Source organism: Paenibacillus sp. USHLN196 (assembly GCF_037144955.1).
In the GTDB taxonomy this organism is placed as follows: Bacteria; Bacillota; Bacilli; order Paenibacillales; family Paenibacillaceae; genus Paenibacillus; species Paenibacillus xylanexedens_C.
Genome location: NZ_JBBCYH010000001.1, coordinates 377,035 through 403,994, shown reverse-complemented (window position 1 = coordinate 403,994; position 26,960 = coordinate 377,035). Strand labels below are relative to the sequence as shown.

The following is a 26,960-nucleotide window of genomic DNA, read 5'->3' as shown; positions in this document are numbered from 1 at the left end:
GAATTCAATCGGGGAGAGGTCGCCGAGTTAGTTTTGGAAACGTCCCTTATTGTAAAACGGAGAATCACCCATAATTTGGGTTCTTGCTTGTTCCAGATTTTGAGGCTTCTCCAAATACAACTTCTCCGTCTTCAAATGGGAGAAAAACGACTTAATACAGGCATTGTCATAGCAGTTTCCACGCCGAGAATGGCTTCCTGTTAGCTTCTTTTCTTCAAGCAACTTGGCATAGCTCTGTGTTGTATACTGGAACCCCTGGTCGGAATGGAGCAAGGTAGGTCCACATTTCAGTTTCTTTACCGTTTCCATAACGAGTTTAAGTCATTTCGCTCGGAGAGTTCCCAAGCTACAATCTAGTTATTGTAAAGATCCATCACAACTGAGAGATAAGCAAAATCATGTCCAATCCGGACATACGTATATCCGTCACGAGTTTTTGTACAGGAGCTGCCGCTGAGAATTCCCGATTTAAGGCATTACGGAATAGAACTGACGGTTTCCGGCCAGCAAATGAACGTTTCTTGCGAATCTCGGATGGAATCTGAAGTTCTCTCATTAAGCGGCGTAACTTTTTGTGATTCACTTTCCTAACGCGGTTCGCATACGTTTGTAGCCGAAATAAGGACGAAGCCGGTGAATGCCTAAAATATGTGCTTTTAGATCCGCATCCCGATCTGCTCGTTTCTCTCTGAGGACGATATTCTTCTTCCATTTGTAGTACCCTGCACGAGAAATTTCAGCCATTTTACACAAACAAAATAACAGGTGCCCACTTGCTTATTTCTTGAATGGACTGGCACCGGGCTTCGAAATCCAGCTTCCCTCTCCGTGCAAATTCGGATTGAGCTTTTTTAGATATTCTACCTGTGCTTTCAGATAAGCATTTTCTTCTTCTGCACTGCTAAAATGCTTCTTCGTCCAACGTCATCTATAATCCTCAAAACTCTCTCCATTTTGGCTTTTCCGTACCCAAGTAATAATCTGGCTCTCACTCTTAATACCAAACTTCTCCATGATCCGACTATATGTCCAACCTTCTTCCAATCGTAGGCGAACAGCCCTTTCTTCGTTTCTTCACTAATTTGATTAAAGGTTTGGCCTTTTCCCATTCGTCTAATAAAGATAACCTAATAAATCCAAATCTCCCTCGGTCCATTCCCTCTTACCTACTTCTTTTACCATCAATTCGTTCATCGATTCATAGCCTATTCCGTTTGTAATCTGAGACTCATTATCTATCTTCAACCACTTGCACTTATTTTCACATGTTTTATATCCATTCCTTAAATATAAAGTCTTATTATCTGCAAATAATAGGATGAAATCAATATTCCTTCCCTTAGCAAATTCATCAACCTCTAATAGTAATGTAGTACCTATTCCTTTAGAACGAGTGTTTTGTGAAACGCATAAATCAATTATACCTAATATTTTTAGGGGTTCTCCATTTAAATTCATTACTCTGTAATCTAAACCCACGTGTCCCACAAGTTGATTTTCTTGATTGAAAGCAAGAAATCTTAGATGGGGCAATTGCTTGAAATAGATTCTATTTGAGGGATAAATCTCCCGAAAACTGTTGGTTAATAAAGCTTGTATCTTTGCCTCTAATTTCACATTAATGTCATATTCAGATATCTTTTCTATTTTCAAATTACCTCTCCTACTATTTTATTTGTATTTATCCATTTCTATACAATGACACTACATACTTTTCATGAATAAGAAAACAAATCTTTTATCAAATGAACGCTAGTCCGATTTTGTATCTTCATTTTCCGCTTTTTTGAGCTGCTTTCTCTCGATATGGGCCTTCCCCCATTGATGTAATGTTTCCAAAATCGGAGAAAGGCTCATGCCGTATTCCGTGATCGAGTACTCCACTTTCGGAGGGACTTGAGGATAAATGACTCGCTTCACGATCTCTTCCTCCTCCAACTCGCGCAGATGGAGCGTAAGCATCCTTTGCGTGATATCAGGCAGTAATCTTTTTAATTCATTGAACCTCAAAGGTTCACCTTGAAACAAATGATAAATTATAGTTTACAGTTACAGTATGACGATTAAATAGAAAAGGGCTGCTAATCCAAAACGGTATAGAGCAAACCACTCCAATCGAAGTCGCTTGATCAGTCTAATAAACGTTACTACCGCAATCATAGCCACAAGAAAGGATGTCATAAAGCCAATTAACATTAGATAAAAATCGTCTAAACTAAGTAAATCGCGGCTATCATATAAGTCCAACAAGGTAGCACCAAACATAACAGGTACAGAAATAATGAACGTAAAATCTGCGGCAGCTTTTTGGCTTGTACCGAGCAAAAGGCCACCTGAAATCGTCGAACCCGATCTCGAAAAACCTGGCCACAAAGCTAGACATTGGAATAAGCCAATCCCAAAAGCTTGTTTGTAACTAATCATATCAATTGTATCAACGCTGGTAGTTCTCTTACTCTGTGCTGCGATGATCATTAACAAACCACCAGCAACTAAACCAATTAAGACAGGTGTAGGGCCGAATAATTGACTTTTTATAGTGTCCTTTAGTAGAAGATATACGATTAATGCTGGTAACATAGCCAAAATCATATGTATTACGTTTAATCCTTTACTTTTTGAAAAGTCCATTTTAATTAAGTTTGACCCAATCTCCATATACCTTTTCCAATAAAGAATTAGAACTGCCATCACTGCACCCAACTGTATAACAATTTTAAAGGTTATTGCCGCGTCTCCCTCAAAGTTAAGTAAATTGCCTGCTAAAATAAGATGTCCAGTAGACGATACGGGTAAGAATTCAGTTAAGCCTTCTATTATGCCAAGTATTATTGCTTTTATTACATCAGTCATTAGCAGATATCCCCTTTACGAAAATAAACTCGCTTAACAAGTTCAAGTATAAGAGTAAATGACTATATATTCCCATCGATTAGCATAACAATATTCATTTCAGTGTGACATTATTGTCACATCATTTAAATGATACAGATCATATTGATGTATCTTGTTAAACTAACCTCCCCTTAGAAGCTATTACATCTAGGTTTGCTTCTAAAGAGAGGTTTTAATCTTCTAACCTGCTTTAACTAACGTCTCTCGGCAAGTATTGCTGGACTTTGTTATTAATACAAGGCTACATGATTACAGATGAAATTATATAACCGTTCCCTGGAGGAAGATTAGGAAACGGCTACAGTTTGAATGTTGTCTTGGTATATTGTTAACTTGAGGTGTTTACCTGAAGAATAGCATTCAGTTAAAACTCAATCCCCTTTGTAATCAAACCAATCAAAATCAACAAAAGAAGAATTTGTGATATCGTAGTGTAATTGATCAACACTGTCTACCGAGTTTAAATCGACTTGTGTGCTCGCATACATGCCGATGTATGTTCCCGTAAATCCCCCAGCACGATCCGTACTGAGCAACCGACCATCGGCATTTTCGACTAACACTTCCCATTCCTCAACATCAGTTAAACGATAATAAAAACTGTATTGTTGTTGTTGCGCCTCCACTTTCAACTGGATGATACTGGTGTTCCAAGGTATTGAACCCAGCAGCCTTTCCTCACCATTTTCGTGCTCCACAAGTTGAATGACAGGCTCTCCTTGTTTTAGTGTTAACTCATATCGAAAATGGTGATCCGCGTTATGAAAAAGAGTAAGACCGGCTGCTTCTCCTTCATGTTGCGGTTTGAATTCCAGTTGTGTTGCTGCGTAGAAGCACAAATGTTGTTGACGGCGTCCCACAAATGCCGGGTTTCCTGAATCCGTCAGTTGGTCGCTTTTCAATCTTAATCGCAAATGTCCCGGTCGCTGAGTTAAGCTCCAGAACTCGCCGCGCGGAGTTCGCAGGAAATTCCACTCTGGAGACAAACGGGCCTCGTCGAAATCCTCTCTAACAGGTGTATTTGGCCACTTCATTTCAGGCAAGTCTGGCGACATTGTTTCCAGTTCCAGTCTGCCAACACCCGGACTGACAACCGGCCACTCCTCTTCCCATCGAACAGGAGTCAGGAATGTTTCCCGACCCAAGTTCCGGTAATATCCTCCAGCCGTTCTGGATGCAAGGCAAAACAACCACCAGTCGCCTTGCTGGGTCTCAATTAGTTCGGCATGGCCCACATTCACGATCGGATAATCTCTACCGAGATGCCGATGTGTGAGAATTGGGTTGGCACGGTGACCTTCAAATGGACCTGTAATATGGCGGCTTCGTGCAATCGTTACCGCATGTGTATGGCCGGTTCCTCCTTCTGCAATTAACAGGTAATACCAGTCATCTTTTCTATAGATATGAGGTCCTTCCTGAGCATGGGCAACTTTGAGCGCTCCCTGCCATATGCTCACTTTTTCACCAACAAGCCTGCCCTGCTTTATATCAATTTCCTGGAGCCAGATATCCATATGTTTGGGATAGTCCTGTCCTGCTGGTGGGATTCGATTCCCGGTGTAATAGATTCGCCCGTCTTCGTCAAAGAAAAGTGACGGATCAATACCTGGCGCATCATCCAGCCATATCGGATCAGACCAGTCACCTGACGGATCAGTAGTAGTTACATAGAAGTTATGTTCCTTCTTTTCGTTATCAACAAATGTAGTAATCATATAGAATGTGCCGTTATGATAACGAATCGTTGGAGCCCATATGCCCCGAGAAGGCATAATCCCATCCAAATTAAGCTGTGAAGTACGATCAAGAACATGGCCTAGCTGCTGCCAATGAACCAGATCTTTACTATGGAATAACGGTACGCCCGGAAAATATTCAAAACTGGACGTAACGAGATAATAATCTTCTCCTACACGAATGGCCGACGGGTCTGGATGAAATCCCGGCAACACGGGGTTGCGAAATGTTTTCACGTGAAGTTCTCCTTCATTAATATGTTATGGATTATCGATCTCAGCGTTCTCTTGCACGAGTGAAAGTTCTAAAGCCGGATTCCAATCATCCGCTCCTGCAAAGAGCTGGTCAGGCAGATACTTCCCTGCTTCTTCTGCAGTCAACTGAGTCGTCCAGTTAAAACGTGCTTTGGGATTCGCTCCAGGCCCATAACTGGAAAATTCGGCAAAACGTGCCGTACGTTCATTATCCACGTTACTCCAGTTATTCCATCCGGATGAACTGATGTGATTATCCATATAGCTGTTGATATAGACTACATTGGCATAAGGTCTCCACGGTCTGCCAAGAGGTATCGTACCAGCAAGACCTGATTCGCCAGTAATGCGGCTATTCAGGAATACATAACCAGACTTCTCTTCCGCAGTGGATGCTGCTGTAACGTAACCACTGCTTAAGCTGTGAATGACGCTGTTCTCAAACAATGCAGTTGCATTGCCAAAGATAAAGTCGACATCACCTTCAATATAACTGTCCACATAATATTGTCTTCCATCGTTCACATAGAGTGTGTCCTGCCATCCCTTTAGGCTAACGTCCCGGAATACCAGACGATCACCACGAGCGAGCAGAGCAACCGCTTGACCTGCATTGTCGCCGGCATCATTCTGTATCGTCAGATGCTCAGCCGTAAAATCGTTTGTCTGCACCCGAAAGCTATAGCTGCCTGAGGTGCCGAGAGGTTTGCCGGATGAATCCAATGTGCTGGCAGAATCACCATAGATCAGCACAGTACCCTCCCGGCTCTCGCCAATGATTCGCAGATGTTTTTTGCTGGACGGTACATCCAGCTTCTCACGGTAGACTCCGTCCTTGATTCGTATGATGGTAGGAAGCGTGCTATTGTCAGGAACCGCATGAATAGCTTCCTGAACCTGTTCATATTGCGCACTTCCATCAGATGACACTGTTAGAACAGGTGCAGGAATTTCAGATATTGGAGCGGACGACATGCTCTCGCCAACTTCATTAAACGAAGTAATGACGTAATAGTAGGCTGTGCCATTGATTAACTGTGTATCAGAAAATGAAGTATCCTGTACACTGGAAGCTACAGTAACGAACGGCCCTTCGGGTGATTCACTTCGTTTCACTGCATAATACTCAGCTCCCTCGGCTTCTTGCCAAACAAGAGAGATTGTACTTTCATCTGGCTCTGCACGAATCTCCGACGGAGGCTGAGGCCTACCATCATCCAATGCTGGTCGAGTGCCAGCGGCTGCGGAGTCAAGGCTTCGTGTACCTTGAACAAGTGCTGTCACCTTGTAATAATAGGGCTTACCGTTCACGAGTTCTGTATCCAGATAGGAAGTTCCAGATTCCTGATCAGCAATGACTTCGTAAGTTCCAGTCACGGACGTTGCACGCTTGATCACGTAAGTCGTAGCTCCTTCTATAGCTTCCCACGTGATGGAAACGGATTCGGGCAGAGACTCTACTGTAACTTTGGGAGTAGATAGAGCCATGGTCGGCTTTACAGCAACAGGGGCAGAATCTCCTCCCTCTCCTCCAATTCCAGTGGCAGATACGACGTAATAGTAGGTCGTTCCATTATCCAGTCCCCCATCCCGAAACGTAGGAACAGACGTACGAGACGCCACAGTTGTATACGGACCTTCAGCCTGCAGACTTCGTTTTACTGTATAGTAGTTAGCTGCTTCGACTTTTTCCCACGTTAATTCTGCTTGTGCATTTCTAGCAACAGCCATCAGACTCTCAGGCACTTCCGGCCGCACAGCATCCTCCGAGGGTGTCACTGAAGACGTATTCGAGTTGCCGCTCTCGCCCAAAGGACCAACGGCCGTCACGACATATGTGTAGGTCGTTCCATTGGTGACCTCTTCGTCAATGTAGGTTGTCTCAGTTAATTCAGAAGCAATTAATTCATAGTCGTTCTCGGACTGGATACTACGCTTTACATTGTACGTAGAAGCTCCATCCGCTTCCTCCCAGTGTAATCTCACCATACCATTGCCTGGTTCCGAGCGTAGCCCTTTAGGAGAACTAACTGGTTCAACATAGAGTTTTACATTGTCATAGAACAACGTTCCTTTACCCGTGCCTGGTGTTCTGGCAAACATTCGTCCAACACCATCAGCAGCCACATCGGCCTGGAACGGCACATCATCTGCGACGCGCACATCATCAACGTATATATCCGCTTTTTGCGAGGCTACATTGCCAACGATCTTGAAGCTGTACCAGCGGTTATTGACCGGTGCATCCATTAATTTGTAATCTTTGCCGTCTTTTTTGTAAATTAGCGTATATTGATCCTCTGCTACCGGAGCAGAAGGTTTGCGCAACTCAATAGAAAGTGCGGTGCGACTACCCGTTCCATTTTGCAATTGCAGAACCGTTGATGTGCCAGGCCAGCCCTGAGACATAATATCAGCTTCAAACACAAAGCTGTCACGTTGTGGTGGAAAGGATCTCACGAATTGAGAAATGCCAACCCCATTGTCGTACAGCATGAGCGCTTTAGAAGATGAGTTCCCCGTTGTTCCTGTAGGAACAGGCGTCACAACGACCTTGAGATCGGCTGTCTGTGGATCAGGTAATACAGTGTAACTTGCTGGGGTTGTATTGGTTTCGATATCCTCAAAATCATCATTTATATGATGAATTGTCTCCGGCTCTCCTTCCGCTGATGCACTAGCTTCATTTGAGTAGAAGCTTGTGCCATGATCATTCGTAGCCTTTACAGCGTAATAATAGGATTTACCTACAGTGAGTTTGGGATCTGTGTAGCTGGTGGTCGTGATACCCTCTTGCTGCAAAGTGTATGGCCCACCAGGAATCTCTGATCTATATATCGAATAAGAGTCCGCACTTTGCACTTCATCCCAATGTAAGTGAATGGACTTGAGATCTGGCTCAGCTACAAGTTCAGTGGGTGCTATTGGGAAATCAGCAGGCAACTCCTGAACAGATGCATTGGAGAAAACAGATATATTGAGCTTATCAACTTCATCATCCGGTTTGGAAGCATCGGCTGCCAATCCGATGTAGACCGTTTCGTCTGCTGGGAATGATTGTGAATCGATAACAAACCAGTCGTTACCATCCTGGGATACGAGTGAGTTCACTTGATCCCCAAGTCGCACAAGCTTTACCCAATACGGGAGTGTGACCATACCACCTTTTTCCTGATGTACAACTTCGTTACCTGCTCCATCACGAACGAGGCTAACTGCTTGTTGTCCACCCTTCACATAAGTGACCATGGCGGCAATAAACGGGGATGACGCATTCAGACTTTTACGAATCATGACACCTGCTTCCGCACCATCATCGGTAGCTGTCACCTGATCAACTCTAGCTACAATCTCACCATTGCCTTCTAAGGCTTGGTAAGCATAGTGGAAATGATCCGTCTCTCCACTGATATCTCCAGCTGATTTTACCGTAACGTCAGTATCGTTAGCTCCCAATTGGGTATGACCCGTAATGCCCGGTTCTCCAATATCGGTGGATGACCAAGGGGCAATACTGTTCTGCTTGTGAACATGTACCGTGACATTGTTGGACTGCGTTGAAGTACCTGATTCATCAATTGCTCGGGCAGTGAGATAATGTGTGCCATCCTGCACATTTTCCCAAGTAAACGTGTAAGGCGCTGTATCATCTTCCCCCAGTTTCACATCGTTTTGGTAAAATTCCACTTTGGCAATGCTACCGTCAGCATCAGAGGCAAAAGCAGTGATCTCAACGGAAGAGCCTTCTGTCTGAACGGTATGGTTGGCAGGTGATTGAATTTCAACCGTAGGATTAATAGATCCATTGCCAGCAATGCTGTTCAGATATACTTCCAGATAGGTATAACCCGATTCATGTATCTCATTGCGGTCAGCAGAATCATTAGGATCGAGTCCCATGCTGATCTCCCATTCGTCAGGCATACCGTCATGATCAGAGTCAACCAGAGCTGACGTCGTTTCCTCGAACTCAAGGTAACCCCCGACTTCCTTTTGCGAATTAATATGTTGTCCGGTGCGATTCTTCACATCGTTTACGATTCGTGCATCGATGGCGTCTCGTCTTGGCAGACTTGCACCTGCCTTTGCAAGGACTTGCTCATAGGCTATCTCTGCATCGTCAATGGATGCGGGATTAGCCATCTGCACTGGCGAGAGTAGTTTGGAATCTGGATTCGCAAGTTCACCCACACCTAACCAGTTGTCCGCTGTGACATCGGGATAACCGTCCACGACATTGCCGCTCACATGTATACGTGTATCAGGGCCAACATCGAGGAAAATTTGATCCCGGGCGTTGCGATACGTATTCGGACCATATTTATAATAGTTATTCATGAGGTTATAATTGCCTTCCTCACCGCCATAAGCAGAGAAGAACCCCCAATTATAGACAATATTGTTGTAGGACTCGGTATTAAAACCAGGAGCTCCTGCAAATCTTGGGTTACGGCTCACATTGTGAGCAATGATATTGTGATGGTAAGATGTGTTGTTCCCGCCCCAGATGCCTGCATATCCATGTCGACCCTTCTGATGCGTGGTCATCAGCATGCTCTCAGCAATGACAGACCACTGCACAGTTGTATTCTCGTTGGCGTACATACTCAGCACTTCATCGACAGACCAGGTAAACGATGAGTGGTCGATCATAATGTTTTTGCGGTATCGCCCGCCAAATACGTCATCCTCACTTGGGTGCTTATCCCCGAGCCGAAAGCGCATATGTCTGACGATAATGTTATCCGCTTGGAATGTAGTCCAATAATCCGATACGGTGATGCCTTCTCCTGGAGCTGTCTGTCCAGCAATCGTGATATTAGAACCGGTAATCGCCAGAGGGGATTCCAGATGAATCGTTCCTCCCACTCTGAATACAACGGTTGTATCGCTGTGACTAACGGCATCCCGAAGAGATCCGGGACCGGAATCGGAGAGGGTGGTCACTTCATACACCGATCCTCCCCTACCACCTGTCACGTACTTACCGCCACCTTCAGCACCGGGAAATGCGGGTAATAATGGAGTAGCTTCATCTTCTGCAGCAACCATACCTGGTAGCACACTAAATAACATTGCAACGACCAATACGAATGATACAATTCTTTTCAACGAATCTTCCTCCTCCGGTTTACATGTATTTGTGCAGATGTTACCTCACTGAGAACCAGATGCTCATGCAGTAAATCTTTCTGTTACCTGGCATCACCTCCTCAACATAATGTAAGCGTTATCAGTAAAAAGTGCGAAAGCCAGTTGTAATCCGAAACCTATCCGTATTCTTCCTGCGATCACGTTCTAGGTTTCCGATACACCGGTTCTCGTCATAGGCAATTAAACTTTGGCATGCAGCAGGTACTCGTATTCGGTACATGCGAGCAAGAAGGCACCCAATCCTTTTTGATCATTGGTTATAATCGGCTCACTTATATAATAAGCGTAACTTCCGTCACGTCGGGTATCTCCACCGAGCCCTGCCACCTGGCAGTTTTTGTAGAGATTCACCCAACCCTGATTGGTTTCCATTACGAATTCAGAGATTAATCCTGCATAAGCATGATTCAATACCGGTTCCCATTCCCGTGTTAACCATCCAAGGCGAATACCTTTGGCCAGGGCGTATACAGTCATGCTGGATGCTGACGCTTCCAGGTAATTCCCTTTGCGATTCGCCTCATTCACCACCTGATACCATACCCCGCTAGTTGTATCCTGATAAGTGCGCAGAGCGGCCAGCGTATCCGTGAAAATCTCAACCAACTTGCGATAATCGGGATGGTGGTTCGATAATAACTCCAGAACATCCACTAAAGCCATAACAAACCAGCCGATAGATCTGCCCCAAAAGTTAGGCGATTGCCCTGTTACCGAATGGCTCCAAGGCTGAACGCGTTTTTCATCCCAAGCATGATAGAGCAGTCCTGTAGCATCGTCTCGGGTATGTTTGGCACACAATATAAATTGTTTGGTTACATCATTCAATAATTCCTCTTCGGGTTCCCATCGAAGCAAATACTCCAGATAGAACGGTGCTCCCATATAGAGACCGTCCAACCAGATCTGGTAGGGATATACTTGCTTGTGCCAGAAAGCTCCCTCTGACGTGCGCGGGTGAGTCACAAATTGTTCCCGTAACAGACCTGCTGCAAGCTTATATTTCACTTTCCCTGTCCTGTCATAAAGGCCGAACATCAGCTTGCCATTATTCAAATGATCGATATTATGTTCTTCCATCCGGTATCCCCGAACAGATCCATCATCTTGAACAAAATAATCCATATTATGCTGGATGTATTGCGCATATTGCTCATCACCTGTTGCTTGCCATAACCGTTCAAATCCTTTTAGCACTACTCCATAATCATAAGACCACTTGCCGTGATGCCCGTTCTCTTCATACAGCTTAGGGGTTCGCTCCATGATGGATGCGGCTGTTTTGGCTGCCCATAAATCCTTAACAGATTTCGTTTCAAGCATCTGTAGAGTTCCTCCTCCGCACTTATTTGCTGTTTATTTGCTGTTTATTTGCTGTTTATTTATTGTTTAATAAGGCTTGGTGCGCTGCCTCATATTCGGTAATGATTTTGTCTCCACCTGATTTTCTCCAGGTATCAATTGCATTCTGAAAGCCAGCACGATCCAGCTTGCCCAGGATATACTTGTAAGTTGCATCCGTGATGATCTTCTGCAATTCAGACCCTTGTTCTGAGAACGTTGGTGATTCCAGCGAGTACACCGGGTTCAGCACGGCAAAGGTTGTATTTTCCTCAATTAACCGTGTAGATTCAATACGGAGCGGGTCAGCATCCATAATGGCATACCCGTTCTCGTTGGGGCGCGAGGAAGAAAATGGCTGTACCTCTTGCTCCCATAGCTTGGTATCAATAATTGTGGCACCATTGTTCTCGTCGAGGCTATAATGCACATCTTTGATACCATAGGTCATTAAAGTAAATACTTCTTCACTCATCAGATCATCCATAAACTTCAGAACCCGTTTCAATTCAGCTTCGTCTTTAACTTCCGATTTTGGGAAAGCAAGCAGTCCTCCTACACCATTGGACGTGGACCATATGGCCCGGTCACTTTCATTTCCCGTTGATGTAATATCATTCACCATAACGAGTTCCATGTCGTCCTGTACGCCTTTGGCCAGATTAAACAGGCCTTTGCTGTCAAACAATGCTCCCACATATATCCCGGCTTTGCCCTGAGCAAATCCCTCTTGTTGATCCTTCTTGGCGGTTACCGCGAAATCCTGATTAATGTATCCATTCTGGTACAGCTCTTTCATATAATCCATGGCCTGGATATAACCCTCCGCTTCGAACTCGGGTGTCACTTTTCCATCCTCGCTAATGGCCCAGCCGCTTGGGGTGCCAAAGTAGGAGCTCAGTGTTTTGAATGCACCGAATACCAAGTCACTCCGATCAATGAATCCTGTCGTATCGTTGGCTCCATTGCCATCAGGGTCTTGCTCCGTGAAGGCTTTGGCAACTTCCATTAATTCGGCAGTTGTTTTGGGAACAGGTAATCCAACATGATCGAGCCAGTCTTTACGAAGAATGACACCGTTACGTGCAACCTGTTTTTGCATGGGTATACCGTACAACTTCCCCTCAATGGATGCGGAATTACGCATATCCTGAGAGATGCCTTTCAGATTTGGATATTCATCGAGATAAGGTCCAACTTCCCAGAAGACGCCTGCTTTCAGCGCATTTCGGACCGAAGAGTTTTCCAGAATGGTCAGGGAGACGATATCAGCCAGTGAACCTGAAGCGAGCGAGGTATTTAGGCGTTCTTCCTTGGAAGCATCGGGTATCCATGAAAATTGGATATCTACATCTGTGAACTCTTCAATCTTATTAAGTACCGTATCGGTCGGCGGCGAAGCAGTATGCATGATGTTCAACCAACTAATCGTTGTCTTTCCATCGGCATTGATGCCCGTATCGTTGTTACCCCCGGAACAAGCGGAGAGAAGTAAGGTTCCACATAACGTAAACGCTAACAATTTGAAGGATCTAAATCTCATGTTTAACTCCCCTTTTCATATTTTTTTGTAGAGCCTACATCCTCACGATTCAATTAAATTTCGACATTGCACTTCGTTCACTAGTAGACCCCGTCTTCACCCAACTTTTTCGCCAATCGGTTAGCGAGCATAACGAGTACCAGTCCTACCAAGCCCTTGAACAACCCTACTGTGGTGCTGAAGCTTAATTGACCGTTCTTTAAGCCGGCGGTAAAGATGTACGTATCGAAAATCTCTCCCACTTCGCGATTTAGCGAATTCAGAAGCAAATACATATGCTCGAATCCGAGTTCAAGCGTGTTTCCGATTTTAAGAATAAGCAATGTAATAATGACGGGACGAATGGCTGGCAAGGTCACATGCCACATTTTACGCAACCGTGATGCACCATCCATGTCTGCGGCCTCGTAGAGTTGCGTATCCACCACGGTAATGGCTGCAAGGTAGATGATCGTAGACCAGCCTGCTTCCTTCCATATAATCTGTAAGATGTACATCGGACGAAGCCACTCCGGTGATGTCAGAAAGCTGATTTTGCTTCCTCCAAAGGCTGCAATAATTTCGTTGACGACTCCCCCATCTACGCTAAGGAATACATATGTGATGGATACGATGATTACCCAGGACATGAAGTGTGGAATGTACACGATGGTCTGAATGGAATTTCTGAACATCTTGTGCCGTACTTCATTCATCATCAGGGCGAGTATAATGGGAATCGGAAAGAAGATCACCAACTCCAGCGCAAACAAAATCAAAGTGTTGCTAAGCAACATGGCAAAGGTCGGCTCCGTAAACAGACGAATAAAATGCTTGAAACCTACCCATGGGCTGTCCTTGATTCCGAGAAACGGTTGATAATCCTGAAATGAAATGATAAGTCCGCCCATGGGAAAATACTTGAAGATCACAAAGTACACGAAGCCGGGAAGAATCATTAAATAGAGAAGTTTGTTGGATGCAGCCCTTCTTAAATAATGAGTTAGTCCGGTCTTTCCGTATGTGTTGCGTTGCAACGAAACGACTGCGGGTTCTGATTCTCTCACTGCTTGCTAACCTCCTCGATCTGGATTTGCGTTGATTGCTTCCCAAGCATATTTCATGTAAGCGATTACGTACATAATCATTAGCTATTGTGGTTGAACAACTCCGCGTGTACCGGGGCTCTAGGCCATTTTTGTATTGGTTGATTGTAGTTCAGGATTATTATTCGTCCTGCTGATTATCAGGGTTCTCTATCCTCAAAAACCACGATTCTCCCCCTCTTCAAGTTCAGTAGGTGAGGATTATATACGTAATAATCTTTGCTTGTTATGGTTAAGGCAGATCATTATCCATCAAGGAGGAACAATCCATATGTCCAAAATCGCTATTCGAAAGGAACGCCTCGGAGGCGTCATATTCAACGTAATGAATTATACGCTGCTGCTTCTTTTCTCTCTGGCTTGTCTGTTGCCCTTCGTAAATGTCGTTGCTAGTTCCTTCGCCTCCACACAAGAGATTGTGCAAAAGAAGTTTATTTTGTTCCCCACGACCTTCTCTCTGGATGCCTACCGTTACATCTTTTCTACACCTACCATCTTCAAAGGACTGGGCGTATCCATATTCATCACGCTGGCAGGAACCATTGTGAGCATGACACTAACAGCGCTCATGGCTTACGGGTTATCCCGGAGATATCTTCTGGGTAGAAACTTTATCAATTTCCTGATCGTTTTCTCCATGTTGTTCAGTGGCGGCATGATTCCTACCTTTTTGGTCGTCAAAGCTGTTGGGTTAATCGACTCGTACTGGTCCATGATCATTCCTACAGCCATCAACGCCTTTAATCTGATCATCATGCGCAATTTCTTTCAGGCGCTCCCCGACAGTCTCGAGGAATCAGCCAAGATCGACGGAGCCAATGATTTTCGTATTCTGCTGCAGATCATGATTCCACTGGCCTTGCCATCGATAGCTACACTGTCCCTGTTTTATGGCGTATCCTATTGGAATACCTATATGAATGCTATTTTGTATCTCAATGAGTCCAGAATGTGGCCTCTTCAGGTGCTGCTCCGCCAGATTGTCATTGTCTCCAGTGGTATGGATGGCAATAGCTCCGTTGTAGATATCGTACCTCCATCGCAAACAATCAAAATGAGTGTGATCGTTGTAGCTACCGTACCGATGCTGATTGCGTACCCATTTGTACAGAAACACTTTACCAAGGGAGCCCTTCTCGGATCGGTGAAAGGGTAAACACTCTACTGAGAACGAACAATCCCCTCGGGTTATTAACCTGAGGGGATTTGAACGTGGATTCTAATCCATTCTCATCCTGCGGTAAGCACCAGGGGTGAGATTCTCTTTTTTTCGAAAGGAGCGAATAAAGTTTTGGGAGTTCTGATATCCCAGACGTTCGGCAATGTCTTTAATCGGCATATTAGTGTCCACCAGCCACTTTCTTGCCACGTCCAGTCTGAAATTCATCAGATACTCACTAAAGGTCATACTGTACTCCTTACGAAAAATACTGCTTAGATAGTTAGGCGTATAGTGCAAACGTTCACTGATCAATTCGAGCGACAAGTCCTGATCATATTCTGTGCGAACGATGGATGCCATCCGATCTGCAATGGTGCGAAATTGCTGGTTGGCCCTCTCCTGCATGCTCTCAACCATCGGATAGATGACCTCATGCACAAGAATATGCTCAATCTCTTCCGGGTTAAGCGTGTTTAACAGCCTGTGGTACAACGTGGAGTTATACTGGGTTAATAGTACGTCTGCACCAATCAATTGTTCCAATTGTATCAGATTGTTCACAAAACGAATCAGCGTAATTTCCAGGTTCATCGGATTAGGACTGTGCTTCATCATATCAGCCAGAAGTGGATATAACGTGCGCGACACTTCTTCTCTGTCCCCAAGGCGAATGGCATCGAATAGTCGGGTTTCAAGCTCTGTTGGATAATGCAATAACGTAGGTCCGCTGCTGCCGCGTGAGATATCCTCGTAGAACACAATAGACTCTTTGCCAAGCTTGAGACGTTGGTATAATGCTTCAAGGCTCATATCACAAGCTTCCCGGGTATTCATCAAATCTTCGTACGGGGCACTGATGCCCACGCTGACTGAAGCAGACCAATATTCACGGGACAACATAATGATCTTCTTGGCATAGCGCATGATGACCTCTCGCATCTGAGGAGATTCCGATTCAAAGAACAATACGGTTGCCTGCGTCCGATCGTTCAGTACGACAGGCAGCAAGCGCTGTGATGGGGGAATGATCTCCTGCACCAACTGATTCACTGTAAGCAGCAACGTATCTCTGTCCGACAAAGGACCTTCTCCGCACCGATCAATCTGAATCAGCATGGTAGCGAACACACCATCGGACGTATTGAGGTATGCGAACCGTTCAAGGTTGTTTATAATTTCTTCCCGAGTTATACGATTCTGTAGTACATTAAGAACGAATTGGGTTTCGAGCTTCGGTTTTTCCAGATGAATAAGCTGCTCCAAATGTTCTTTCTCGGATACAATGGAGTGGATGGACTGAATAATCCAATCGACTTCATCTTTGACCGTTCTCTCGGTGTGTCCCCCAAGACTATGCTGAATTTTGCGGAATGGCTTGGCAAGATGCAAGGAGATAATGTACGCAAGAACAACCATCAGTCCCATAATCACTACAGCCATCACGATTAAGCCAATGCGGGTCGTTGATAAGGCCTGGCTGATTTCCTTCTGATCGAGCAATGTGACGTAAGTCCAGCCATTGTAGGTGGAACGGGCATAGAGTCCAATACGAGTATCCCCGGATTCATCAGGAATCTCCATCTTTCCAGTCAGCGGTTCGCTGACTATCTGCTTACTGAGCCAGCTCATTTGCTCGCTCGACATGGTTTTTTGGTCTGTTGGCGTTGCATACAATAATTCGCCCTTTTTATTTAGAATGTAGATGGCGGCTCCCGATGGGGTCTGCAACGATTGATTTAGTGTACGCAAAGAAATATCCGACATGGCGATCGCTTGTTTTTCCTTGGAGTAGACAGGTAAGGTATGTAGTAACCGGAGGCCATCCTGGGTTTTGCTCCAGTACAATCCATTGCCGTCCGGATCAGCAAACAAATCCTGCATCTCCTGTTTCTCATCATCCGTAATTCGGGTTAACGACCCGTTGGACAGACTCCAATTTTGCCTCAGGCTTACGAGCGTGTATTGCACGCCATCAAGGCCCATCGTCGAGATATAACCGAGCTGTGAATTCAGTTCCCGATAAGCCTCGTAATCCTGACCGGTAAGTGGACTATTAATGACTGTACGAAATGATGGCGTTGTGCTGTACGTGGCAAAAGCATATTCAATCGTTTGAATTTTCTGCTCCAACGTGTTGCGCACTTGCATGATCAGACTTTGCCGGCCTTCCCCTACCCGTTCAATGACGGATTTCGTAGTGGAGACATAGATATAGCTTCCAAAAGCAACAACAATTCCGATACTTAAGAGGAGAACAGGAACAAAGATGTTGGTAAAGGTTTTGCTCTTACGCACAAAATGGCCCCCTCCATTATGAAATTCGTCAACAAGCTGTATTCAGTCGTCACGAGACGTATTCATTGTTTTGTAATCGCTTGCAAATATCAGCACAAAAATATTTCTAATGAGTAATATAAACACCACATTCTTGAATTTTAACATGGCAATCGACAAGAGTGTGGACATAAAGCATTAGAAACTAGCCAAAAATTGCACAAGGAGGACATGAAAGGTGCTACCATTTTACGAGATTCGCAAAGATGATTTATCTGTAATTCGAAATGCCAAGCAGATATCTTTCCCCGCACATATGCACGGTTACATAGAAATTCTATACGTGTTATCAGGGTCTCAACGGGTTGAGATTAACGAAAAATGTACGAGTTACATAAGGGTGATGTGGCACTGATCTTTCCAGATATAATTCATCGTTATGAAACAAGCGGGTATCCTACCACCAAGGAAGTATTATTGATTATTCACCCCAAAATTTTTGGTGGCCTGTTTCCTGATCTCACCCGCTTTCACCCGGAGAACCCAATTGTTACCCAACCCTTTGTCCATGAAGACGTCGCTAGCGCTTTTGAAAGAATAAAGCGGGAAGATGATTATGCGATCAAACTAGGCTGGACCCACATCATCATGTCCCATTTATTACGAGAGATTGAATTCAAACAAATACAGCGCTCTCCTATACAAGACTTGTCCAAAAAATTAATGGAGTATTTGTCTAATCATTTTACGGAACCGATTACGTTGGATTCACTTGCTGCCGAATTTAATGTAAGTAAATATTATATTTCTCGGATCTTCTCCAATAAGATCAAAATAGACCTTCGAAACTATCTCTCCATGCTTCGGGTAGAGTATGCTTCCATGCTGATTCGTACAACGGATGCATCTTTAACGACGATATGTGTGAACGCAGGTTTTGATAGCCAGCGTACATTTAATCGTGTATTTCGAGCCATTTATGGAATGACACCGCGAGATTTTAAAAACAATGTCCACAACTATTTAAAATAATGTTTCCGCTTTCGAAAATATATTTGTGTTGCAAAACCGCACTGATTTACCCGCCTGTAGCTTTATGAATTAAGGAGGTACAGAATAATTACTTATATGCCTGATCGGTAATCGGACTATACTTGTAATTCTTTTCTAAGTAGATTCCTTGTTTTTCTGGATCGTTTGACAAGTTCCAATTGATCCGGACAAGCTCAGGAAGTACACCATGGCTGTCTAGAAGCTCATAAAGTTGTTCGTTTATCAAATCATACTGTTTAGTGGCAATCAATTTTCCAACTATACTCTGTGCTGTCCACGTTACCATGGATGTACTAAAACAATGCAATGTAAACTTAAAACACCATGCTTCAATGAGCATGTGGAGCTCTTACTTTGAAAATGTAAAAAATCCACAACCTCTTACGGTTGTGGATTAATATGGTGGGGGCGAACCGCGGCTCTGCAAAACCACAATTCGCCATAATCGAACTGTAACTCTTGTCTAATTCAAACGAAACATTCAGAGAGTTATATTATTCTCTGATCGCAATTTTCACATTGCTGAGTTGAGCACTGCCTTGACTGACGAACAAGCCTAGCTTCCCTTGAAGAATATCATACATTCTGGCACTCATCGCAATTTCATCGTCCACGTAAATTTCGCATATCGATCCGTCAATATACACTTTGATTTCATAAGAACGATTGGGAACAAGCTGAACGGGGCGTTCCAGCTCAACCTCATAAGGGAACGTCTTTCCCCCTTCTTCCGACTGCATAATCGCCCCCCGAAAGGTAATGCGGTTCCGCTGTGGTTCCAGCGTGACATAATAGGCCGCATCTAGAGTGTCTTTTGTCCGGAGCATGAACCCAACACCTTGAGTTTGTTCAGAGAATGAGACAATAGCTGATATTTTACATTGATCGGGTAAATCTTCCGGAGTTGTACAACCGGCAAACCTATACGGTGACTCGCAAGAGATCGATCCGTCTGCGAACTCCCACTCTCCAATAATACCATTGAATTGAACAGGCAGCGTTTTGGCAAAAGCGGCATCAACTGTTTCCGGTACTTTTACGCCAAGGGTGCCATCCGCCCGTTGAACGATTTCATGCACAATCAGATTCCCACCCCAGTCCCAAGTGTCGTAATCCTTGCCAAGGGACTTCGGCGGATTCCAGCCGAATAAATCGTCATTCTTCGTCGGATTCCATCCAAACAGATAGCGCTTCTCACCGTCTGAAACGGATTTGGCGGCATAGTAGGCACGACCGTCGAAGGCATCTTCCTTTGGAGTAATCCAAGGGCCTTCCAGGGAACGGCTCATCCGGTAAAAAGTCGCAAATCGTCCGGTATAAGAGGAGTAGATCAAATACCACCAATCCCCGATCCGAAACAAATCGGGACATTCGTGTGCCCCCACGTGCAGATTTGGCGAGTACAGGGGCTCGCGGTACTCCCAAGCTTGAAGATCCTTGGATGATAGCAGTGCGGTGCATCCCTTTCGATTAGTTGGCCCTTTTGCCATCGCTGCAAGCAACATCCAGTACTGGCCTTCCTCTTCATTCCAGAATACGAAGGGATCACGCCAATCGGATAGCTCATATATGCGGTCGTCAGCGGTAAAGGTATCCTCAGGGATCGCCTCCCATGTCTTGAAGTCTCTACTTATCGCATGGCATACCCACTGCTTGCCTTCAGGAAATATGCAATAGAACATATGGTAGATGTCGTCCACTTTCAGAACGTGACCGGTGCCGCCTTCGATCTTGCAAGCTCCTTCTTCCCGATAATTCACAAAATCCTTCGTTCCAATAAGATACCAGCCGTGATCCAGGCCCTCCCGGTAGTTATCTCTCCATCCGTGCAGATAGAACAGCTTAAACTCCCCGTCTTCATAATATGGAATAACGTCTCCTACCCATGCGTTATCCGGCCGATAGAAAAATTCCTTCATCTTTTATCCCTCCTGGTGTTTAAAGTAACTAAGCGGTCATTGACCGAAACAGGCCTATAATCATCGCTTGTGCACCGCTCCTGATACCAATAAACCGTGGAGGCATACAAACATTGGTTATTTGGGCCCCATTGATTCTCTTTATATTTCTCAATAAATCCCTCGAAGGAGTTCATGAAGGGAATGTTATCACAAATATGAAATCGGCTAACCGAGGTATGTCCGTTCGCATCCAATTCGATAAACGGCTGACTGGCGAAAGCACTGTCAAACATCGGGAAGGGAGGCTCAGCCGCCCAGGCATAGCCGATGTAGTCCTCGCTGCCCGTTCCGAAAGTGGACGGAAAGGATTCGCCATCCACGAAAAATTTCTCGTCCCCTTCTCCCCACCACCAATCAATCGTTTTTCGATCCCAACGCCCATACCACCAGGTTTCGGCTTCCTCATCGGGTTTCTCCCAGGTATTGTACACGTGAAGGTGAACGCCGCAGAACCTTCCCCGGCCTTTCGTCAGCAGCAGAGGCCAATCCGGCCAGCGATCCCCTCCTTCTTTGAAGCGCTCCATGTCCAGATCCAGATAATCGTCCCGGTGCCATTTCGCATGAAAACGCAGAAGATCGTTAGTATGAGATGCTCTTAAGGGAAAATAACGGATATCAGCTGATATCTCACACGGCTGCGTTCCATCATTTTCAATTTCGATCCTGGCGCCTTCCGAAAACGGCATATACCAGTAACTGTACATTTCATGTTCATTCATACCTAGAGGCAGAGAGCGGTACGGCTTGATGCCAGGAGCGCTTCCAAAAAAATCACCCAGTGGAGCCCATACGGAGGGATCTACTTCATTGTCCCATTTCATTAAGATGGCCAATTGCCTAACCAAGATCCGCTGCTGTTCCTCGCTCTTTCGTCCAAGGTCAGTCCTGATCCGGATCATGGAGATAGCACCGGCCCCTTGTTTATCAAAAAGCACCGCCTTGCCCCCTGCTGGTACGGATACCGTAACGTTCTCGAGGGAAGACCCTTCCGTATTCAAGAAAGAATCGATTCCTCTTTGCTGTAATACCCGATCCGCTTCGGCCAGTGCAATAGCTGACTCCTTGTCGATTCTACCATCAAAGGACGACAGTTTGACTTCGGAAGGGAACGAAGTATAAGTGATGTGATAATAAGCGCCCCAACCTTTATCCAACAGCACCTTGCAATGTTTTTGAAAGGGAATCGGAATGAAGCTGTTTCTTCCGCGGGATAATGTAGGCGACAGATTCGGAAAATTGGCCGGGGGCCCTTCCCGGTTGAATTTTTCAAAATAATCCCGGAAGGGTTGATTGATCACAGGGGTATCGGCATGATCAATATAAATCCGGATATTTCCATCTTCCGGAAGCGCAGACCAGAATCTCCAGATCACGCCAGGACCGTCCAGTTCCATAGCGACGATGCTGTCCCCTTCCTTACGAATGAAGCCTCCTCCGTCATTGTTGGCTCCCCAATTCTCGTATAAGCCGGTCTCGGCATTATAAACAGAACTTCGGTCAAAGCTTGAGAAGCATCCTGATTTCTCACCGGCCTGCGGCGGTACCGTCAGCGATTCAAAGTCATACAGTCTTCTCACAATGTCCTTATATAAATAAGATTGCTGCTCTTGCTTGGCTTGAGTCACGCTGTATACTCCCTTCTTGCTTACCTGTTGATCTTCTCCATAAAAAGTGAGATGATTTCCGCATTTTCCGCACGGTTCACTTTTTCATGTGGCATGAATAATTGGTTGCCGCGGCCATTTGACCGGGAACCGCACCTGCGTTTGTTTGCGGTGACCACAGAGTTATTCGGAGGGCTGGTAGGACCGGCTGGATCGATTGGATTGGCCGAGGTATTTTGGAGTAGTCGGGTTATTCACCTTAACCGGTACATTGAAGTCATCGACGTTAATATGTCCAAAACCACCTGTGGATTGGTCAACCACCTTAATATAAAGCTCCTCGCCGATATACTGCGACGCATCCCAAATTTTCCGTTGATACTCCTCATAATTGGTGGCAGTCTCTTTAAATAGCTCTTTGCCGTCCGACGCCCGGACCAGCGCAACATACAGTTTATCGATATCACGCCCGCCGCTGACCAAGAAGTTGAGTTTACCGTTCCCGCCAAGGATGAAGTTCTGTGATTTAAGCGTTCCCGTTAAACTGTCACCGCCGGCTTCCTCATTGAAGCCCCACAGATGATGGCCTCCGGGAATTTTATGCGACGGATTGAAATAAATCGTGTCCCAGAAAAACTGGGCATCGGTCACATGGACATTCTGGAACGCGTCTCCTTCTGTAATCCAGCCTGTTAAGTCGCCTGTGGCAAAATCATGGTTAGGCAGGTCCGTAATATCGGTGTATACGGAGTTGTCCCAGTTGTCAGGCACATCGACCGGAGCAGCCGGTTCACCCATCAAGGCATTCATATTCCATACTTCCATCGACTTGACCGTTATATCGTTGTCGCCCCAGACCTGCAAGCCCAAGGAGTCGTATCTACCTACGTAGACGCGGGTTGTCAGTTTTTTCTTGTAATTGGCAAAGGCTTCAACAACCGAGCGATCGAGGAAGATATGCAGCTTTAAATTCTCCCCGTCAAGATCTACGTACCCTCCTTGAATGCCGTCCACGCGCACATCCGGATCAATGCTGCTCTTAGTTCGGTCCACATTGAATGTCTGGTCGGTCTTATCGTAGTAGATCAGAGTTTCCTCTTGGCCGTTATCGGAGCGTCGCACCTTGAGACCGAATTTCTGAGCTTCGCCTGGATCGATCTCCATCACGATCTCCAGCATGTCACCCTTGACATTTTGGATCAATTGATTGGCGGCAGCCAAATTTTTGTCTGCGAAATCAACCACCTTATCTCCCCGTAGACTCTGCAATTCCTCAATAGGCTCAATGCGCAATTCATCATTCTCATCCAAGCTCAGGGAAACCGGCAGTGCCAGATTATGAGCCCATCCAGCCTGATATTCAGCCTGCGGCGTTCTCACATTTTGCACCATGGAGTATACGACCGTTCTTCCATCAGGTGTAACCATTCCGCTCTCTGCGGTCAAATAACCATCCCCCACATCCATTTTGGAGGGAGCGTCCTGATCAGGTATAAACTTGAAGTTATCTCTATCCCAGGTTCCAATCCAGTAAAAGACTTCAACATCTCTTTGTACATCGTCAGCTGGAGGAACATGCTCTGGCTTCTCATGGGGATTAACCATAAAGATATATTTTTGTTGTCCTGCACTATCCTCACCTAGCGGCAGTAATACTGGCAGTTCCCATACCGTACCGAGCTCTGGATAAAGATTTCTATCACTAACATACAACGGTCCCTTATACTCCCAGTTGTACATATCGTCAGACACATACACCAGTGCTGTACCACTACTGAAGTCTTTAAGACCGGATGTCACCAGCTGATACCACTTGTCGGTCTCTTGGTCATACCATACAAAAGGATCACGGAACTCATTATGGATACCATTGTCGTTCTGCTCCGTTACCGGCTCAGGATATTTCACCCATTGCTCCAAATTAGGGTCCGACAGATCAGCTGGAGTCGCCAGGCCCGTTCTTTGATTTGGTGACAAAGAGTCATTGCCAGCGGTATAGAACAGAACAGGATTGCCCTCACGATCATACGCTGCGCTACCTGACCATGCACCGTCCGGATCAAGAGTTCCCGCTTCTGGTGCAAGTGCAGGCCTCACATTTTCCCAATGCACCATATCGTCACTCACCCAATGTCCCCAGTGGATTTGATGCCAGAATGGACCTTGCGGGTTATGCTGATAGAATAAATGATACTTGCCGTTATAATAAATCGGTGCATGCGCTTCATTCATCCAGTTTTGAGGAGGCATCGCATGATACTGCGGACGGTGCTGATCACCGTCAAACACACTAGGATCCTCGTCAATGTCACCATTTGGAATTTCCGGAACCGCACCGCCGTGAAGCGCCTTCACATTCTCATACTCAGCAAGGATCTCTTGACCCGTGAGCGCTTTGTTCTGCAGTTTCACTTCATCGATAAGTCCGCTGAACATATTGTAGGAGAATAATCCCGCAAACTCTGCAGATCTATTGTTTTTTCCGATTATCAGCTTTTCCGTAGAAGGTGTAATCGGAACGTTGACAGGGGTTGCTTGAGAAGCTACTTCCTGACCATTTAAATATAATTTAATGATTCCGTCCTTTTTGTCGAACGTAGCTGCTACGTAATTCCATTTGTATTTTTCGAGTGGATGGTCTTTGACCCATACCTGAATCCACTGTCCGCTGATTCCGACCTGCATTGACCATGTGCCGTGCCGGTACATCCCCAAAGCAAATCCTTCTGTCTTATCCTGATCAGACTGGTTTACGATAGCAGACAGCTTGTTTCCGTCTCCCCATTCGTAGCTGTGCGGAGCGACCCATGCTTCAAGCGTTAACGCGTCACTTACTGGCACGGCATCCTTTGCGTTGACCTCGATATCATTTGAGTATCCATCGAATAGCAAGGCGCCACCTTTTACTCCGCGCGGAGTCCATCTTGGATCTTTGGAGTCCATATATCTGGCATTATTAAACACGTAGTTTACATCATGCTCAAGATTGCTTACTTGCTCAAGCGCCTTTTTTCCTGCGCCTTCATCAAGATTCATGTAGAAAATGGTTCCCGTACTATTCGTTTGAAAAGCGTCAACGGATATACGTGCTTGATTGGATTGATCGATAACTTTGACATAAAGTCTCTTATTGTAGTGCTTCTGCATTTTCCATGAAATCTTCTCATTCGCATTGACATCCTCGGTCTTCTCAAGCAACGTGTTAGTGCTGGCATCATATAATGCCACGTAGGCTTCCTGCGGATTAACGATGTCTAAAACAGTGAAGTTAATTGTCCCGGTCCCTCGAAGCGTAAAGGTATTGGAGGTAATCGAGCCCTGTCCTTCCAAGGAGGATTTGGCATAATAGTTACCTTCTTTACCGGCTTGAGGTTCTTGGGTCACTTGAAAAGCATTACCTTCAGCTGTCCATCCATCGAAATTCCCGGTTTCAAAACTGCGGTTTATGAGTTCGATCGGGATAATGTTTTCTGCCATGACTCCTTCTTCCGGCACGAGTTCATTGAAGGTATGGAAGGCGTCCGCAAAGATTACTCCCCAATCCGCGTGCCCATTATCGACGATCTCCACATACAGCTTCTTCCCGATATACTTGGAGAGATCGGCTTTATATTGCTCCATATTCGCGAGTCTCAGGCCCTGTGCCGGATACGGGAACCCGGACTCGTTAAATTCGGTGTTGCCGTACCTGGCAATCAGTTCATCTGTGTCCGCATTGATGACGTTCACATACACTTGATCCGTATGCTTGCCTCCGCCCAGTCTGAAGGTAATCCAGCCTGTTCCGCCCAGCTCGAAGGTGCTGGAACGAAGCTTACCTGTCGCAGTCTCGTTATACTTCAATCCGTTTAAATGATATGTGCCTTCCTGGTTATACGGAATTTTTTCAACCCAATAGGTGGTTTCGTCCGACACGCTGTTCGGACCAAACGCTTCTCCTTCTACAACCGTCCAGCCTGTTAAGTTCCCGGTTTCAAAGCTGGGATTCTCAATTTGATAGCGTTTGAAATCCGGCTTGATATCCGTGGCGTTAATTCCTTCAGCCGGCTCGGATTCATGATACATGAAGAATGCGTCCGCAAATATCACGCCCCAGTCCGTGGTTGCGTTGTCGACGATCTCCACGTACAACTTTTTGCCCAAATATTCGGAAAGATCCGCCTTATATTGCTCCATATTGGCAAGCCGCAAGCCCTGGTCGGGATTCGGGAAGCCAACGTCAGCGAAGGCGCTATTGCCATACCGGGCAATGACCTGCCCCGTCTGGGCTTCCACGATATTTACATATGCCTTGTTTGGATTTTTGCCACCGCCAAGCTTGAAGCTGATCCAGCCGCTGCCGCCCAGCTCGAAGGTGCTGGAACGAAGCACGCCGGTCGCAGCCTCGTCATGCTTCCAGCCGTTTAGATGATAAGTACCTTCCTGATTGTACGGGATTTGTTCCGCCCACCAGGTTGTTTCATTCGATACGCTGTCCTGACTGAACGCTTGAGCTCTGACAACCGTCCAGCCTGACATATCCCCAGTTTCGAAGCTTGGATTTTGGATTTGATAGACTGTATCCGTAACTGACAACCCCTCGTCAGCCTTGGGAATAGGGTAGACAGCATCCGTAACCGTCAATCCTGCATCAGCCATAGGGGGGAACGCCTCACGATCACCCACTCCTGCTTCAGATGCGGCCGAAATTCCGGGAGCTACAAGCTGAAGAACCATCAACCCTATAACCATTCTGGAGATCCATACTTTGTTTCTTTTGGCTTCTCTCATCTACAAGCCTCCTTCGTCATTTCTTATTCATGCAAACATTCATACGTAATTTTGAAATGGCTCTCCGTATACAAGGATGCATAGTCATGAAGTAAGAGAGGCGTGAATGAAGCGTTTCCATCCC

14 protein-coding genes and 2 pseudogenes are annotated in these 26,960 nt (G+C 45.5%); 3 read left to right on the top strand and 13 right to left on the bottom strand.

Annotated elements, in window-relative coordinates:
• Positions 1–27: 27 nt before the first annotated feature.
• The 9 genes and pseudogenes from WFI24_RS01665 to WFI24_RS01625 all read right to left on the bottom strand — a co-directional run bounded on the left by WFI24_RS01665 (position 28) and on the right by WFI24_RS01625 (position 13,865).
• Positions 28–1,109, bottom strand: a pseudogene (locus WFI24_RS01665) (IS3 family transposase).
• A gap of 4 nt (positions 1,110–1,113) precedes the next feature.
• Positions 1,114–1,653, bottom strand: a complete 540-nt coding sequence (locus WFI24_RS01660; protein WP_336758249.1) for a GNAT family N-acetyltransferase — start codon at positions 1,651–1,653, stop codon at positions 1,114–1,116.
• Positions 1,654–1,752: 99 nt separating this feature from the next.
• A pseudogene (locus WFI24_RS01655) lies at positions 1,753–2,040 on the bottom strand (winged helix-turn-helix transcriptional regulator); the annotation flags it as partial.
• 9 nt (positions 2,041–2,049) lie between these two features.
• Positions 2,050–2,853 carry an undecaprenyl-diphosphate phosphatase gene (locus WFI24_RS01650; RefSeq protein ID WP_145325319.1) on the bottom strand — a complete coding sequence of 268 codons (804 nt, stop codon included), beginning with the start codon at positions 2,851–2,853 and terminating at the stop codon, positions 2,050–2,052.
• A gap of 413 nt (positions 2,854–3,266) precedes the next feature.
• The gene (locus tag WFI24_RS01645) at positions 3,267–4,871 is read right to left on the bottom strand and encodes a glycoside hydrolase family 43 protein (RefSeq protein ID WP_336758246.1); all 1,605 of its coding nucleotides are present in this window, start codon (positions 4,869–4,871) and stop codon (positions 3,267–3,269) included.
• A gap of 24 nt (positions 4,872–4,895) precedes the next feature.
• Positions 4,896–10,001, bottom strand: coding sequence for a pectinesterase family protein (locus tag WFI24_RS01640; RefSeq protein ID WP_336758244.1), 5,106 nt, complete (start codon positions 9,999–10,001; stop codon positions 4,896–4,898).
• Between the two features lie 222 nt (positions 10,002–10,223).
• A complete protein-coding gene (locus tag WFI24_RS01635) occupies positions 10,224–11,366 on the bottom strand; it encodes a glycoside hydrolase family 88/105 protein (RefSeq protein ID WP_336758242.1) in 1,143 nt (380 codons plus the stop codon).
• Positions 11,367–11,421: 55 nt separating this feature from the next.
• Positions 11,422–12,927 carry an extracellular solute-binding protein gene (locus tag WFI24_RS01630; protein WP_145325323.1) on the bottom strand — a complete coding sequence of 502 codons (1,506 nt, stop codon included), beginning with the start codon at positions 12,925–12,927 and terminating at the stop codon, positions 11,422–11,424.
• A gap of 80 nt (positions 12,928–13,007) precedes the next feature.
• Complete coding sequence (locus tag WFI24_RS01625) at positions 13,008–13,865, bottom strand: ABC transporter permease (RefSeq protein WP_145325524.1); 858 nt, start codon at positions 13,863–13,865, stop codon at positions 13,008–13,010.
• A gap of 418 nt (positions 13,866–14,283) precedes the next feature.
• Here WFI24_RS01625 and WFI24_RS01620 point away from each other — a divergent pair, with 418 nt between their 5' ends.
• Positions 14,284–15,168 carry a carbohydrate ABC transporter permease gene (locus WFI24_RS01620; RefSeq protein WP_145325324.1) on the top strand — a complete coding sequence of 295 codons (885 nt, stop codon included), beginning with the start codon at positions 14,284–14,286 and terminating at the stop codon, positions 15,166–15,168.
• 63 nt (positions 15,169–15,231) lie between these two features.
• Here the strand turns inward: WFI24_RS01620 and WFI24_RS01615 are convergent, their stop codons facing one another.
• On the bottom strand, positions 15,232–17,469 hold the full coding sequence (locus WFI24_RS01615) for an AraC family transcriptional regulator (RefSeq protein WP_336758241.1): 2,238 nt from the start codon (positions 17,467–17,469) through the stop codon (positions 15,232–15,234).
• 295 nt (positions 17,470–17,764) lie between these two features.
• Here WFI24_RS01615 and WFI24_RS01610 point away from each other — a divergent pair, with 295 nt between their 5' ends.
• Complete coding sequence (locus WFI24_RS01610) at positions 17,765–17,863, top strand: hypothetical protein (RefSeq protein WP_336758753.1); 99 nt, start codon at positions 17,765–17,767, stop codon at positions 17,861–17,863.
• A complete protein-coding gene (locus tag WFI24_RS01605) occupies positions 17,830–18,480 on the top strand; it encodes a helix-turn-helix transcriptional regulator (protein ID WP_336758240.1) in 651 nt (216 codons plus the stop codon). The genes WFI24_RS01610 and WFI24_RS01605 overlap by 34 nt, the downstream gene beginning before the upstream one ends.
• A gap of 515 nt (positions 18,481–18,995) precedes the next feature.
• Here WFI24_RS01605 and WFI24_RS01600 read toward each other — a convergent pair.
• The 3 genes from WFI24_RS01600 to WFI24_RS01590 all read right to left on the bottom strand — a co-directional run bounded on the left by WFI24_RS01600 (position 18,996) and on the right by WFI24_RS01590 (position 26,836).
• Entirely contained in the window at positions 18,996–20,420 is a 1,425-nt protein-coding gene (locus WFI24_RS01600) for a glycoside hydrolase family 32 protein (protein WP_336758238.1), read from the bottom strand.
• A complete protein-coding gene (locus WFI24_RS01595; protein WP_336758236.1) occupies positions 20,417–22,087 on the bottom strand; it encodes a glycoside hydrolase family 172 protein in 1,671 nt (556 codons plus the stop codon). The genes WFI24_RS01600 and WFI24_RS01595 overlap by 4 nt, the downstream gene beginning before the upstream one ends.
• A 162-nt stretch (positions 22,088–22,249) precedes the next feature.
• Positions 22,250–26,836 carry a GH32 C-terminal domain-containing protein gene (locus WFI24_RS01590; protein ID WP_336758234.1) on the bottom strand — a complete coding sequence of 1,529 codons (4,587 nt, stop codon included), beginning with the start codon at positions 26,834–26,836 and terminating at the stop codon, positions 22,250–22,252.
• Between the last annotated feature and the right edge of the window lie 124 nt (positions 26,837–26,960).